This window comes from Blastomonas sp. AAP53, from assembly GCF_000331245.1.
Lineage (GTDB): Bacteria > Pseudomonadota > Alphaproteobacteria > Sphingomonadales > Sphingomonadaceae > Blastomonas.
In genome coordinates this window covers 490,639-504,636 of sequence record NZ_ANFZ01000006.1, presented here as the reverse complement: position 1 = coordinate 504,636, position 13,998 = coordinate 490,639, and the positions used below count along the sequence as shown (strand labels likewise).

The 13,998-nt window shown below is 63.5% G+C and carries 14 protein-coding genes and 1 other RNA gene; 10 read left to right on the top strand and 5 right to left on the bottom strand.

The window, feature by feature from the left end:
• Together D618_RS0105440 and ccmA are read right to left on the bottom strand one after the other, a co-directional pair.
• Nucleotides 1-672 carry a heme exporter protein CcmB gene (locus D618_RS0105440; RefSeq protein WP_017670484.1) on the bottom strand — a complete coding sequence of 224 codons (672 nt, stop codon included), beginning with the start codon at nucleotides 670-672 and terminating at the stop codon, nucleotides 1-3.
• Entirely contained in the window at nucleotides 669-1,316 is a 648-nt protein-coding gene (gene ccmA, locus D618_RS0105435) for a heme ABC exporter ATP-binding protein CcmA (protein ID WP_017670483.1), read from the bottom strand. The genes D618_RS0105440 and ccmA overlap by 4 nt, the downstream gene beginning before the upstream one ends.
• Nucleotides 1,317-1,368: 52 nt before the next feature.
• Between ccmA and D618_RS0105430 the strand changes: the two genes are divergently transcribed.
• The 3 genes from D618_RS0105430 to D618_RS0105420 all read left to right on the top strand — a co-directional run bounded on the left by D618_RS0105430 (nucleotide 1,369) and on the right by D618_RS0105420 (nucleotide 4,379).
• Nucleotides 1,369-1,656, top strand: a complete 288-nt coding sequence (locus D618_RS0105430) for a 4a-hydroxytetrahydrobiopterin dehydratase (protein ID WP_017670482.1) — start codon at nucleotides 1,369-1,371, stop codon at nucleotides 1,654-1,656.
• Nucleotides 1,657-1,771: 115 nt separating this feature from the next.
• A complete protein-coding gene (locus D618_RS0105425; RefSeq protein ID WP_017670481.1) occupies nucleotides 1,772-3,478 on the top strand; it encodes an alpha/beta fold hydrolase in 1,707 nt (568 codons plus the stop codon).
• Between the two features lie 67 nt (nucleotides 3,479-3,545).
• Nucleotides 3,546-4,379: an alpha/beta fold hydrolase gene (locus tag D618_RS0105420; protein WP_017670480.1), complete on the top strand. Its 834-nt coding sequence runs from the start codon at nucleotides 3,546-3,548 to the stop codon at nucleotides 4,377-4,379.
• Between the two features lie 185 nt (nucleotides 4,380-4,564).
• Here the strand turns inward: D618_RS0105420 and D618_RS0105415 are convergent, their stop codons facing one another.
• Nucleotides 4,565-6,667 carry a malate synthase G gene (locus D618_RS0105415; protein WP_017670479.1) on the bottom strand — a complete coding sequence of 701 codons (2,103 nt, stop codon included), beginning with the start codon at nucleotides 6,665-6,667 and terminating at the stop codon, nucleotides 4,565-4,567.
• Nucleotides 6,668-6,840: 173 nt separating this feature from the next.
• Between D618_RS0105415 and D618_RS0105410 the strand changes: the two genes are divergently transcribed.
• The 4 genes from D618_RS0105410 to D618_RS0105395 all read left to right on the top strand — a co-directional run bounded on the left by D618_RS0105410 (nucleotide 6,841) and on the right by D618_RS0105395 (nucleotide 10,843).
• Entirely contained in the window at nucleotides 6,841-8,061 is a 1,221-nt protein-coding gene (locus D618_RS0105410; protein ID WP_026091333.1) for a hydrolase, read from the top strand.
• Complete coding sequence (locus D618_RS0105405) at nucleotides 8,058-9,068, top strand: arginine N-succinyltransferase (RefSeq protein WP_017670477.1); 1,011 nt, start codon at nucleotides 8,058-8,060, stop codon at nucleotides 9,066-9,068. The genes D618_RS0105410 and D618_RS0105405 overlap by 4 nt, the downstream gene beginning before the upstream one ends.
• Nucleotides 9,069-9,274: 206 nt before the next feature.
• Nucleotides 9,275-10,525: an N-succinylarginine dihydrolase gene (locus D618_RS0105400; protein ID WP_017670476.1), complete on the top strand. Its 1,251-nt coding sequence runs from the start codon at nucleotides 9,275-9,277 to the stop codon at nucleotides 10,523-10,525.
• Nucleotides 10,526-10,615: 90 nt separating this feature from the next.
• The gene (locus tag D618_RS0105395) at nucleotides 10,616-10,843 is read left to right on the top strand and encodes a hypothetical protein (RefSeq protein WP_017670475.1); all 228 of its coding nucleotides are present in this window, start codon (nucleotides 10,616-10,618) and stop codon (nucleotides 10,841-10,843) included.
• Nucleotides 10,844-10,863: 20 nt separating this feature from the next.
• Here the strand turns inward: D618_RS0105395 and ssrA are convergent.
• Nucleotides 10,864-11,245: a transfer-messenger RNA gene (ssrA, locus tag D618_RS19280) on the bottom strand.
• 14 nt (nucleotides 11,246-11,259) lie between these two features.
• Complete coding sequence (mscL, locus tag D618_RS0105390) at nucleotides 11,260-11,688, bottom strand: large conductance mechanosensitive channel protein MscL (RefSeq protein WP_017670474.1); 429 nt, start codon at nucleotides 11,686-11,688, stop codon at nucleotides 11,260-11,262.
• A gap of 160 nt (nucleotides 11,689-11,848) precedes the next feature.
• On the opposite strand from mscL, the gene D618_RS0105385 reads away from it, so the two are divergent.
• From D618_RS0105385 to D618_RS0105375, 3 genes are read left to right on the top strand one after another with little or no spacing between them, the layout of a single operon-like run.
• A complete protein-coding gene (locus D618_RS0105385; protein ID WP_026091332.1) occupies nucleotides 11,849-12,439 on the top strand; it encodes a LemA family protein in 591 nt (196 codons plus the stop codon).
• A 56-nt stretch (nucleotides 12,440-12,495) separates the two neighbouring features.
• Nucleotides 12,496-13,290: a TPM domain-containing protein gene (locus tag D618_RS0105380; protein ID WP_152414536.1), complete on the top strand. Its 795-nt coding sequence runs from the start codon at nucleotides 12,496-12,498 to the stop codon at nucleotides 13,288-13,290.
• A gap of 7 nt (nucleotides 13,291-13,297) precedes the next feature.
• On the top strand, nucleotides 13,298-13,981 hold the full coding sequence (locus D618_RS0105375; RefSeq protein ID WP_017670471.1) for a hypothetical protein: 684 nt from the start codon (nucleotides 13,298-13,300) through the stop codon (nucleotides 13,979-13,981).
• Nucleotides 13,982-13,998: the final 17 nt, after the last annotated feature.

Here is a 13,998-nt window from a genome sequence, read left to right as displayed (position 1 = left end):
TTATTCCCGACCGGCGCGGATCGCGGCGCCTGCAGCGATCGGGCAGATGACGGTGAGCAACAGGCTGGCCGCCGCCAGTAGCAGCAGCCCGTTCTGGCTCCCCGGCGTCAGGCTGCCCGCGCCGAAGATCAGTAGCGGCACCGCAAGCGGCAGCAGCAGCAGCCCGCCCAGAGCCGCGCCATGGCGCAGGCCGGCGGTCAACGACGCAATCATCACGCCCAACGCCGCCAGCGCCGGGGTCGCGCAGGCAAGGCCAATCTCGATGATCATTAACTGCTCGGCGCTCTGCCCCAGCAATCCAGCGGAAATCACCGCTGCCAGCATCAGCGGCGGGCCAAAACTCAGCCAGTGGCCGATGGTCTTGGCGAGCACGATCAGCTCTTCGGAAAGACCGCGCACGACATATTGGTCGATCATACCCTGGTCGACATCGGCCTGCACCAGCCGGTCGATCGGCAGTATGCTGGCGAGCAAGGCCGCGACCCAGATCACCCCGCCGCCGGTGCGGCCCAGCAACTGCGCGTCCGGCCCGACGGCGAAGGGATAGATCGTCGCCACCGCCAGGAAGAAGATGATCGGCATCACGAACCCGGCAGACCCGCGCGTGCCGCCACCCAGGCCGAAGGCCAGCATAAGCTCGCGCCGGATCAGCGTGGCAAGTGCGCCGATCATGCGGGCTCTTCCGGCACAGCGGCAGGAACGAACTCTGCGAGCGGGAGCGTCTGCGCGCCATTCAGCGGCAATGGCTGGTGTGATGCGGCAAGGACGATTCCGCCGTTGGCGCGGTGATTGGCCATGATGGCCCCCAGCCGCTCGATCGAGGCGGTATCGAGACCATTGGCAGGCTCGTCGAGCAGCCAGATCGGCGCACGCGACAGGCTGATCCGGGCGAGCAGCGCGCGCTTGCGCTGGCCGGTCGACAGGAAGCGTACCGGCACATCGGCGAGATGCGGCAGATCGACCGCGTTCAGCGCCCCGGCGATATCGGCATCCGCGCTGCCGTCCAGCCGCGTCCAGTGCATGAGCGCGCGGGCAAGCGGTTGTCCGGCATCCAGCGCCACGCGCTCGTCGGCCAGCGCCATGCGGCCTGTCGCCGTCACCTCGCCCGCATAGGCCGGCAGCAGCCCGGCGAGCACGCGGATCAGGCTAGACTTGCCCATGCCATTGGGGCCGGTGACATGAAGCGCCTCGCCCGCATCGAGCGCGAACGAGACGCCGCGAAACAGCATCCGTCCACCGCGCACGCAGGCAAGGCCGGTGCATTCCAGCGCCGCGCCCGCGTCAAAGCCCTTGGTTTGTGCAGCATCATGCGCCATCTGCACCGCGATAGGCGCAATTGCCGCCTGCTGCCAAGAGGAGACGCATGCGATGGTCACCAAACTTACCGATATCGAGCGCACCACTGGCTTGTCCGCCCTGCCCGAATGGACACCCGAACCGGTGCGCGACGGCATCACCCGCACCTTCAGCTTCACCGATTTCGTCGAGGCCTTCGGCTTCATGACTCGCGTTGCGATCCTCGCCGAAAAGGCCGATCACCACCCCGAATGGTCGAACGTGTACAACCGCGTCGAAATCCTGCTGACGACCCATGATGCAGGCGGGCTTTCGAAGCGCGATATCGACCTTGCCAGCCAGATTGATGCCCTGATCTGACACGGGAATTGGGCGCGCTATTGCGCCCATTGTGCGCGTCGCCTGCTCACTATACGGTGCAGGCCTGACCGACCCTGCATGAACGGGGCGGCAAGCCGATCTGGAGAGAGAGCTTATGGCAGACGACACCCCGAATCTGGTCGAGGAAGCAGCGCAGCACACTACGGCGCTCGGGCCGCTGATGGGGCTGGCAAGGGAAGATTTCGTGGGCGCGATCGGGCTCTTGCTCCGCGAAACCGCCAGCGACCCTGCCCGCACGATGCGCCACGCCCAGTCGTTTTCGGAAGATGTCGTCAAGATCATGATGGGCCAGTCGGAGCTGTCGCCCGACCCCAAGGACAAGCGCTTCATGGACCCCGCCTGGCGGTTCAACCCATTCTTCCGCGCGGGTGCCCAATACTACATGGCCGTTCAGAAGGGCATGAAGAGCTGGATCGACGAGCTGGAGCTCGACGCGCTCGAGCGCGACCGCGCCAATTTCATCTCCGCGATCATCATCGATGCGCTTGCTCCCACCAACACGCTGCTCGGCAACCCGATGGCGCAAAAGCGGATCGTCGATTCAGGCGGGCTGTCGCTGCTCAAGGGGCTGAAGAACGCCTATAACGACATGGTCTATAACGACGGCATGGTCAGCCAGGTCGACAAGAAACCGTTCACGCTGGGCGAGAATGTCGCGACCTCGAAAGGCAATGTCGTCTATCGCGACGAGATCATGGAGCTGGTGCATTATGCGCCGACCACGGATGAGGTCCATGCGATCCCGCAGCTGACCATCCCGCCGCAGATCAACAAGATGTACATCAACGACCTGTCGCCCGAGAAATCGGTGGTGAAATGGCAGGTCGACAACGGCATCCAGACCTTCGTCATCTCGTGGCGCAACCCGCAAAAGGAACACGGGGGATGGGCGATGGCGGACTATATCGCCGCATGCACCCGCGCCGTCGACGTGGTGTGCGACATCACCAAGTCAAAGAAGGTCAATGTCTCGGGTGGCTGCTCGGGCGGGCAGACGCTGGCGATGCTTCTCTCCAAGCTGCGGGCTTCGGGCGATGACCGCATCGGCGCGGTGACGCTGATGGTGTGCGTGCTGCACCCCAAGCAGACCGATATCGAGGCGGGATCGCTGATGAGCGACAACGGCCTCGCGCTCGCCAAGCAGCGCGCGGCGCGCAAGGGCGTGATCAAGGGCAGCGACCTGTCGCGCGGGTTCGCTTGGCTGCGGCCCAACGACCTGATCTGGAACTATGTGATCAACAATTACCTGATGGGCGAGGACCCGCCAGCGTTCGACGTATTGTTCTGGAACGCCGACGCCACAAACCTGTCGGCCAGCCTGATGGGAGACTTCCTCACGATCTTCGAGACGCTGGCGTTCACGAAGAAAGGCGAAGTCGAGATGGTCGACCACAAGATCGATCTGTCGAAGGTGACCAACGACCTGTTCATCCTGGGCGGCGTGACCGATCACATCACCCCGTGGCGCGCCTGCTATCGTTCGACGCAGCTGTTCGGATCGAAGAATGTCGATTTCGTGCTCTCGCAATCGGGCCATATGCAGGCGATCCTCAACCCGCCGACCAACCCCAAGGCCAAGTATTTCCGCATGAAAGGCAACACGCCGACCAAGGCGGGCAAGACCCCGGCGGACGTCGATGAGTGGCTGGGCAAGGCCGAAGAGGTCAAGGGCAGCTGGTGGCCGTACTGGATGGAATGGCTGCAGGCGCGATCGGGCGAAAAGGTCGCCGCGCCGTCCGGCACCGGCAGCAAGAAACACCCCGCGCTGGAACCTGCGCCAGGGCTGTATGTATTGGAGTAGGACATTCAAAACCTCCTCGTTATGGGGAAGGTTTGAACGCGCAGATATCAACCGACAGGAATTCGCATTGGCCAGCAAACCCAAGCCCAGCACGCCCTCAGGCCCCGACATCACCATGGAAGTGGCTGACGGGCGCACCCTGCGCGTGGCGCGCTGGCGCTTTGACGAGGGGCTGACCAAGCCGCCCCTGCTGTTCTTCAACGGTATCGGCGCGAACATGGAAGCGGTCGCTCCGTTCGCCGAGATGCTCGAGGAACGCCCGTTCATCACCTTCGACATGCCTGGCGTCGGTGGATCACCTGACCCCAAGGTGCCCTACAATGCCTTCCTGATGGCGCGCTGCGCCTGGCTGCTGCTCCAGCAGTTCGAGATCGAGACGGTCGATGTGATGGGCGTGAGCTGGGGCGGCGCGATGGCGCAGCATTTCGCGCTGCAGCATTCAGGCAGCGTCAACCGGCTGGTGCTGGCGGCGACCACCGCAGGCATGTTCATGGTCCCCGGCAACATTGCCGCGCTCAGCAAGATGGCCGATCCGCGCCGCTATATCGACCCCAGCTACATGGAAAAGCATTTCGCGACATTGTACGGCGGATCGACCGACGGCGCGACCGGCCATACCGGCCGCATCACCCCGCCGTCCAAGACCGGCTATTTCTATCAGCTGCTGGCGATGATCGGCTGGACCAGCGCGCCGTTCCTGCCGTTCCTCGGCAAGCCCACGCTGGTGCTGATGGGCGGCGATGATCAGATCGTGCCACCCATCAACGGCCAGATCCTCAAGACCCTGATCCCCAATGCGGAGCTCAAGATCATCGACGATGGCGGGCATCTGTTCCTGCTCAGCCATCTCGACGAGAGCCTGGATGCGATCCGCGCGCATCTGGATGCGGGGGAAGCCTAGCTAAGCGTCTGCGCACACGTCCCTCGACTTTAGTTTACCCTGAGCGGCTGGCTTGCCAGCCAGCCGAAGGGCTCGGGAACTCGGCGAGGTGGGTGTCCCATTCCAGAGGGGCGGCAAGTTTTTCTCCGCCCCCCCTCCGCCTGTCCCGAGCGTAGTCGAGGGACGTACGCGCAAAGCTATCCGAATTAACCCGCCTTCACCTTCTGGCGATAGGCGTGCAGCAGAGGCTCGGTATAGCCGCTCGGCTGCTCGACACCCTTGAACACCAGATCGCGCGCGGCCTGGAAGGCCAGCGAGCTTTCGGGATCGCTCGCCATCGGGTGGTAGAGCGGATCGCCCGCATTCTGCGCATCGACCTTGGCCGCCATGCGCAGCAACGCGGCATCGACCTCGTCCGCGGTGCACACGCCGTGGAGCAGCCAGTTGGCGAGAGCCTGGCTCGAGATGCGCAACGTCGCGCGGTCTTCCATCAGGCCCACGTCATGGATGTCGGGCACCTTCGAGCAGCCGATGCCCTGATCGACCCAGCGCACGACATAGCCCAATATCCCTTGCGCGTTGTTGTCGAGCTCGGCGCGGATATCCTCGGGCGACCAGTTCTGCCCGGCAGCAAGCGGCACGCTGAGCAGCGGCTCGAGCGTCGGCACCGGTTGCGCCGCGATCTCGGCGCGGCGGGCGAACACGTCGACCTTGTGATAGTGCATCGCGTGCAGCGTCGCAGCCGTCGGCGATGGCACCCAGGCGGTGTTCGCACCGGTCAGCGGATGGCCGATCTTCTGTTCCATCATGTCGGCCATCATGTCGGGCGCGGCCCACATGCCCTTGCCGATCTGCGCCTTGCCATCCAGCCCGCACTTCAGACCAATGCCGACATTGCGCGCTTCGTACGACTTGATCCAGTCCGAGGTCTTCATGTCGCCCTTGCGGACCATCGGGCCGGCCTGCATCGAGGTGTGGATCTCGTCGCCGGTGCGATCGAGGAAGCCGGTGTTGATGAACACGATGCGGTCCTTCACCGCGTGAATGCAGGCGGCAAGGTTCGCCGAAGTGCGGCGCTCCTCGTCCATCACGCCGACCTTGATCGTGTGCCGAGCCAGGCCCAGCATGTCCTCGACGGCATCGAACAATGCATTGGTGAACGCGCACTCTTCGGGCCCATGCATCTTGGGCTTGACGATGTAGATCGATCCGGCGCGGCTGTTCTTGTAGCGGCCCAGCCCCTTGATATCGTGGCAACCGATCGCGCTGGTGAACACTGCATCGAGGATTCCCTCGGGCGCTTCGGTTCCGTCTGCGAGCAGCACTGCCGGGTTGGTCATCAGATGCCCGACATTGCGCACGAACAGCACGCTGCGCCCCGGCAGGGTGAATGCCGTGCCATCGGGTGCGGTGTAATCGCGGTCCGCTTCCAGCGCACGGGTCAGCGTCTTGCCGCCCTTGGGGAAGCTCGCCTCCAGGTCGCCGCGCATCAGCCCCAGCCAGTTGGTGTAGGCCATGACCTTGTCCTCGGCATCCACCGCGGCGACCGAATCTTCCATGTCGACGATGGTGGTCAGTGCCGCTTCGAGCAGCACATCGGCGATCCCGGCGGGATCATCCTTGCCGATCGGGCTGGCGGGATCGATTACGATCTCGATATGCAGGCCGTTGTGGCGCAGCAGCAGGTTGGCGCCGTTGGTGCCGACGAGCTGCGCAGGATCGGCGAGCGCAGGCGCGCCACCGGTGAAATCCGCCCAGCTGCCGTCAGCCAAAGGCACAGCTTCGTCGAGAAACGCCTTGGCGGCCTTGACCACCGCTGCGCCGCGCACCGCGTCGTAGCCGCCCGGCTGCGCGGGCGCCGCATCAAGTGCGTCGGTGCCGTAATAGGCATCATACAGGCTACCCCAGCGCGCATTCGCGGCGTTGAGCACGAAGCGGTCGTTGAGCGATGGCACCACCAGCTGCGGGCCTGCCATGGTCGCGATTTCCGGATCGACATGGGTGGTCCCGATGGCAAACGGCTGTGGCGCGGTGACCAGATAGCCAATGTCATACAAAAAGGTGCGGTATTCCATGGCATTCAACGGCTGGCCCTTACGGGCACGGTGCCAGTCATCGATCTTCGCCTGAAGGTCCTCGCGCTTGGCGAGCAGATCCCGGTTGACCGGCACGAACCGCTCGAGCAGCGCGGCAAAGTCGGCCCAGAAGCGATCCGCGTCGAGCGCCAGCGGAGCCAGCACCGATTCGGTGATGAAGCCGTGCAGCGTGGAATCGATGCTGATGCCGTTGATCTGGATAGTGTCGCTCATTCCCGGTCCTCTTTGCTTGTTACGGTCGCCCGGGCGCAGCGCGCCCAACGAAATGCAAGATCGCTTCCGGGGAGGAATGAAGCACTGGCTATGGCAAGGCAAGGTGCAGAAGTAAATCCGCTTTTGGTTGCAACGGGTGGCGGCAGGCGACCAATCCGGCTATGGGTGGGCGGATGACGACCAGCCCTGCAAGTCTGACCGCATCCGAACGCGCCTGTCTCGACACGATCGACCAGACCGCGATGCTGCAACAGGTCGAAACCTGGGCTGTGATCAACAGCGGCACGGCCAACCTTGCCGGCCTTACGCAAACTGCAGCACTTCTGGCCGATGCTTTTGCCGCCCTGCCCGGCACCGTCCAGCTGGTCGATGGCGCCGCAGTCGACGCCGTTCGCGCCGATGGCAGCATCGAGCCGATCGTGCGGGGCCAGCATCTCGTCGTATCGGTACGCCCCGACGCACCGTTGCGGCTGCTGCTCACCGGGCACATGGACACCGTGTTCCCTGCCGACCATGGCTTCCAGGCGCTGACCTGGCTGGAACCGGGGGTGCTGAACGGCCCCGGCGTTGCGGACATGAAGGGCGGCATCGCCGTCATGCTGGCGGCGCTGCGTGCCGTCGAGACATCGCCCCTTGCCGCCACCATCGGCTATGACGTGCTGATCAACAGCGATGAAGAGGTCGGCTCAGGCTCGTCCGCCGCGCTGATCGCGGGACTGGCCGCAAACAAGGCGGCGGCGCTGACCTACGAGCCGGCGCTGCCAGACGGGACGCTGGCAGGCGAGCGCGGTGGATCGGGGAATTTCTCGATCATCGTCACCGGGCGGTCGGCGCATGCCGGGCGCAATCCGCAAGAGGGACGCAACGCGCTGGTCGCCGCTGCAGATATCGCGCTGCGATTGAAGGCGCTGACCCGCGACGGGCTCTCGGTGAACCCCGCCAGGATCGACGGCGGCAGCGCCAACAATGTCGTGCCGGACCATGCGATCGTGCGCGTCAACTTTCGCCCGCAAAGCTTTGAGATGCAGACATTTGCCGACATGGCGCTGCGCCAGATCGGCGAGGCGGTCGCGCGCGAGCACGAGGTGTCGGTGCACGTCCATGGCAGCTTCGGTCGCCCGCCCAAGCCGATCGATCCGGGCGCGCGCAAGCTGTTCGGGCTGGTCAAGGATTGCGGCGCTGCCCTGGGGCTGGAGATCGGCTGGCGCGGTACCGGCGGGGTGTGCGATGGCAACAACATCGCAGCCTGCGGTGTCCCCGTGGTCGACACGATGGGCGTACGCGGCGGCGCGATCCACAGCGCCGACGAATTCCTGATCACCGACAGCCTGGCCGAACGCGCCCGTCTCTCGGCGCTCACCATATTGCGGCTTGCCGAAAAGAGGGGTTTATGAGCTTTATCATCCGGGCGGCGACGCCAGGCGACCTGCAGCCGATCTACGAGATGGCCAAGCTGACCGGCGGTGGATTCACCAACCTGCCCGCCGACCGCAAATCGCTCGAATCGAAGATTGTCCGTTCGACAGAAGCCTTTGCCCGGGATGCGGAAAGCGTGGAAGACGAACTGTTCGTGCTGGTGCTGGAAAACACGCAAACCCGCGAGATTCGCGGCACCTGCCAGCTGATCACCCGTGTCGGGCAAAAGTGGCCGTTCTACTCCTATCGCCTGAGCACCCTCAGCCAGCATAGCGCCGAGCTCGCGCAGACGTTTCGCGCTGAAATCCTGAGCCTGGTCACCGATCTGGAGGGATCATGCGAAGTCGGCGGACTGTTCCTGCATCCCGGCGAACGCGCAGGTGGCCTGGGCATGCTGCTCGCGCGCAGCCGCTATCTGTTCATCGCCATGCACCGCAAGCGCTTCACTGACCGCATCCTCGCCGAGCTGCGCGGCGTCATCGACGAAGCCGGGGATTCGCCGTTCTGGGACAGCATCGCTGGACGCTTTTTCGGCATGAGCTTTGATGAAGCCGACACGTTCAATGCGCTGCACGGCAACCAGTTCATCGCCGATCTGATGCCCAAGCATCCGGTCTATGTCGCGATGCTCTCCGATGCTGCGCGCCATGTGCTCGGCCGCCCCAATGTCAGCGGCCGTGCAGCGATGCGCATGCTGGAAAATGAAGGCTTTGCGCACGAGAATTACGTCGACATCTTCGACGGCGGCCCGACGATGACCGCGCGCACTGACCAGGTGCATTCGATCCGCAATTCGCGCGACGCGACGGTACGTGCGGTGGCAGAAGGCGGCACGCTGTCGCTGGTGGCATCGGGAAAGCTCGCGGACTTCCGCTGCGGTTACGCGCATGTGGCGGACGGCGCGGACGGTGTCGCGATCGATGCCAAGGCGTCTGCGCTGCTGGGCATCGGCACCGGCGACGCGGTACGCTGGATCGAGCGATGAAATACCCGCTCTCCCCTCCGAGGGAGAGGGTTGCGCAGACTTGGCAGCTTGCTGCCTAGTCGAAGCTGGGAGAGGGGGCAGCGGTCGTCTGCGACCGCGTGGCCCAAAGGGCCGCATACCCCTCATCCAACTGCGCTTAAGCGGCTGCGCCGCCAAGGTTTCGTAACCTTCTCCCGCAAGGGGAGAAGGAAGATCAGAGGAAACCAATGCTGACCGAAATCAATTTCGACGGGATCATCGGACCGAGCCACAACTACGCAGGCCTCAGCCTTGGCAACATCGCCTCGGCGAGCAACGCAGGCGCAGTCAGCGAGCCGCGTGCGGCGGCGCTGCAGGGTATCGCCAAGATGCGCAGCAATCTCGCGCTGGGACTGCCCCAGGGTTTCTTCCTCCCGCTCGACCGGCCCAACACCGGCTGGCTGGAGAGCCTCGGCTGCGATATCGCGAGCGCCGAGCCTCATATCCGCGCAGCCGCTTATTCCGCCTCGTCGATGTGGGCCGCGAATGCTGCAACCGTGTCGCCGGCGCCCGATACCGCCGATGGCCGCTGCCATCTGACGGTCGCCAATCTGATGACGATGCCGCACCGCAGCCATGAATGGACAGGGACGCTGGCGCAGCTGGAATTGGCCTTCGCCGACACACGCCATTTCGCGGTTCACCCGCCTGTCCCCGCTCCGTTCGGTGATGAGGGCGCGGCGAACCATATGCGGCTGTGCGACCGGCACGACAGCTCCGGCGTGGAGATCTTTGTCTATGGCAAGGCAGGCGGCCCCTTCCCCGCGCGACAGCATGTCGAGGCCGGCAAGGCAATCGCGCGGCGGCACGGGCTCGCGGCCGACCGCACGATATTCCTCCAGCAGAGCGACACCGCAATTGCTGCTGGCGCTTTTCACAACGACGTCGTTGCGGTGGCCAATGAAACGGTGCTGTTCACGCACGAACAGGCGTTCGAGGACCGCGAGGCAAGCTATGCCGCGATCCGGGCCGCCTTCCCTGCCGTGCAGATCGTCGAGGTGCCCGCCAGCGCCGTATCGCTGGCCGATGCGATCAGGAGCTATCTGTTCAACGCCCAGCTGGTGACCCTGCCCTCGGGCGGTCAAGCGCTGGTGCTGCCGAGCGAAGCGCAGGAGGTGCCTGCGGTATGGACGTATCTGGAACAGATGATCGCAGGCAATGGCCCGATCCGCCAGCTGGTGCCGGTGAACGTGCGCCAGTCCATGGCCAATGGCGGCGGTCCTGCGTGCCTGAGGCTGCGCGTGGTTGCCGACCCCGCGACCATCGACCCGCGCTTCATTGCCACGCCCGAGCGGCTGGACCTGATCGAGCAGGTAGTGGCGCATCACTGGCCCGAACGCACCGCGCCTGCGGATCTGGCCGATGCTGCGCTTATCGCCACCGTCCGCGATGCGCGCGCCGCGCTGCTGACCGCGCTCGATCTGTCAGAGCTTGGCTGACCTGTCGGCAGGCTTTACACCTTAACCCTTTCTTCACCATGCTGATCGGCAGAAATCTGCCCTTGGCACGGCGCTTGCGGGGATGAAGGCATGTTTGAAAAGATCCGCCGACTGTTTCTGATCAAGACCAAGTTTGAAGTGTATCTGATCACCTATGCGCTCGCGCTGGGCGCCTGCGAACGCGGAAAATTGTATCTCGATCAATATCCAGGATATGGCGGCTGGCTGCTGTTCGTTGCCTGCACCGGTGCGGTGTTCATGGCGGGCGCAAAGATGCTCGACGCGATCGACTACCAGAAAGCCTATGGCCCCGAGTGACCTCTATCGATGATGGGAATGGTGGAGAGCTTCTGTTGCCCGGTGCTCTCCAAACCGCTGAACTCCGCTTCTGTTGCCCGGTGGGTTCAACCGCGCTCAGGCTTTATAATTCTTGGCCGTTAGGCCGCTGAATTATGCAGCGAGGGCGAGTGCGTCATTGTCATTGGCACTTATCGTGTTTGAGCCTTTAACGGGTTACTCAGCCCGGACGAAAACAACGTCTTTCAACACACGTCGATCCTAGTTCGGCCCCATCAAAAGCCCCGCCTGCGCGAGGATCATGGTGGAGCCGCCGGGTACCGCCCCCGGGTCCGCTGTGCCTATTGCACGCCGCAGTTTATCGTCATAGCCGGACGAACCGGCAGAAACCCATATAGCGACCAAATCCTGAATGGGAAGTGAGCGCCTGAAAAAGGTCATTTCTTCAGCAGGTCGCGGATTTCGATCAGCAGATCGACCTCGTTCGGTCCGGTCGGCGCCGCGGGGGCTTCCTCTTCCTTTTTGAACATCTTGTTGGCGCTGCGCATGATCAGGAAAATGATGAATGCCAGGATCAGGAAGTTGATCACCACCGTCACGAACTGGCCGTAGCCAAACAGCGCGACGCCAGCTTCCTTGAGCTCGGCATAATTGTCGAGCGATCCGGCATAGCCTTCAGGCACCGGGCCGAGCATGATGAAATAGCTGGAGAAATCGGCCCCGCCAAAAATAGCGCCAACCACTGGCATGATGATGTCTTGCGTCAGCGATGTGGTGATGGTGGCGAAGGCTGCACCGATGATCACCGCCACCGCCAGATCGAGCACATTGCCGCGTGCAATGAACGCCTTGAACTCTGCGAACACGTGTTTCCCCTTTTGCTGTCACGATATCGCCCTATAATCCCAACTGATGTGGCGATGTCGAGCGCTTTGCGGAAGGGGCATGTAAAACATGGCCTTGCAGACTTGCCGTATTAACACGATATAACGGTCGCGCGTTATCAACCGGAGGGATTTTTTGACTATGCGTATTACCCGTTATGGCCTTTTGGCGCTGGCTGCGCTCTCGCTCAGCGCATGCGGCATCAACTCCGTCCCGACTGCCGAGGAAAATGCCAAGGCGAAATGGGCGGACGTCGAAAACCAGTACCAGCGGCGCGCCGATCTGGTGCCCAATCTCGTCTCGACGGTGAAGGCTGGGGCTGCGTCCGAAGAGAAGATTCTCACCCAGGTGACACAGGCGCGGGCCAATGCCACCGCGATCAACATCACCACCGACGATCTGTCCGATCCGGCAACCTTCGAGAAATTCAGCCAGGCGCAGAACCAGCTGACCCAGGCCTTGGGCCAGTTGCGCACGGTGGTGGAAGCCTATCCCGAGCTGCAGAGCCAGGAGCGGTTCACCATATTGATGAGCCAGCTTGAGGGCACCGAAAATCGCATTTCGGTATCTCGCCGCGATTACAACGAGGCGGTGCGCCAGTATAATACCACGATCCGCACCTTCCCTGATGCGATCGGCGCAAAGCTGATCCACGGTGCCAAGCCGCTGGTTCCGTTCAAGGCCACCACCCAAGGCGCCGAGGAGGCTCCCAAGGTCGATTTCGGCTCGTGATTCTTCGCATCGCCTTCGGGCCAATCTGGCGCAGGCTGGCGCTTGCACTGCTGTTGATGACAGCAGTGCAAGGCCCAGCTGCGTTCGCCCAGACTTTCCCCAAGCTGACAGGCCGTGTGGTCGACAATGCCAACCTGCTCGATCCCGCGCAGGAAGCGGCGCTGACGGCGAAGCTCGAGGCGCTGGAAAAGCAGTCGAGCCGCCAGCTGGTGGTTGCCACCCTGCCCGATCTGCAAGGCTATGAGATCGAGGAATACGGCTATCAGCTGGGCCGCGCCTGGGGCATAGGCCAAGCTGAAAATGGCGCGGCTGAAAAGGACAACGGCACGTTGCTGATCGTCGCACCCAACGATCGCAAGGTCCGCATCGAGGTCGGCTATGGCCTCGAAGGCATCCTGACCGATGCGCTCACCAGCCAGATCATCCAGCAGGATATCCTGCCGCGGTTTCGCGACAAGGATTTTCCGGGCGGCATCGCAGCAGGAACGGACGCGATCGTCAGCCAGCTGACCTTGCCCGATGAGGAAGCCCGCGCCTATGCCAGCCAGATCGAAAAAGGCGCGCGGTCCAGCAAGAGCGGCGGCGGCATTGGCCTGTTCATCTTCTGGGGACTGATCATCCTGTTCTTCTTCATCATCCCCGCTGTGGCCAGCGCCGGCAAAGGCAAGCGCTATCGCAAGGGCGGGCTTGATGCAGGCGACATCATCACCTGGGGCATCGCGATCGGATCGGCGATGAACAACAACGACCGTGGCGGCGGCGGCTTCGGCGGCGGAGGCGGCTTTGGTGGCGGCGGTTTTGGCGGTGGTGGCGGCAGCTTCGGCGGTGGCGGCTCTTCGGGCGGATGGTGATACGGATATGAGCAAGGTCGAAACCGTAACCGCCGACGAGCATTGCATCGTCACCGACGCCGTGGCGTTGGCAGAGCAGCATACCGATGGCGAAATCGTCACTGTCATTTCCGGTCAATCCGATGATTACCGCGAGACGCCGATCTACTGGGCGGTTGCCGCGATCTTCCTGGCACTGGCCTGCATGGCGGTTTTCCCCCAATGGTTCGAAGGCTTGCTGTCCATCTTCACCGGCGGTTGGGTGCATGAATATACGCCGGGCGAATACCTGACGATCATCATGCTGGCGCTCGCAGCCAAGTTTGGCGCGGTGCACCTCATCGTGGGGTGGAAACCGCTCAGGCTGGCGCTGACCCCTGCCGCGATCAAGCGATCGCGCGTGCGGGCCCGCGCGATCAGCCTGTTCAAGGTCAGCGCGGAAAAGCGCACCATGGGCCTCACCGGCGTGCTGATCTACCTGTCGATGGCGGAACACCGCGCGGAAATCGTCGCCGATAGCGCGATTGCTGCCAAGGTGTCGCCAGAGGTCTGGGGAGAGGCAATGGCGGACATGATCGTCGAGTTGAAGGCAGGTCGTGCCGGCGAAGGCATGGCGGCTGCCGTGCGCGATGTCGGCAAGGTGCTGGCAGAGCATTTCCCCAAGACCGGCGACAATCCCAACGAGCTACCCGACCGGCTGATCGAGCTTTAAGGCCCGCCTGCCCAGCG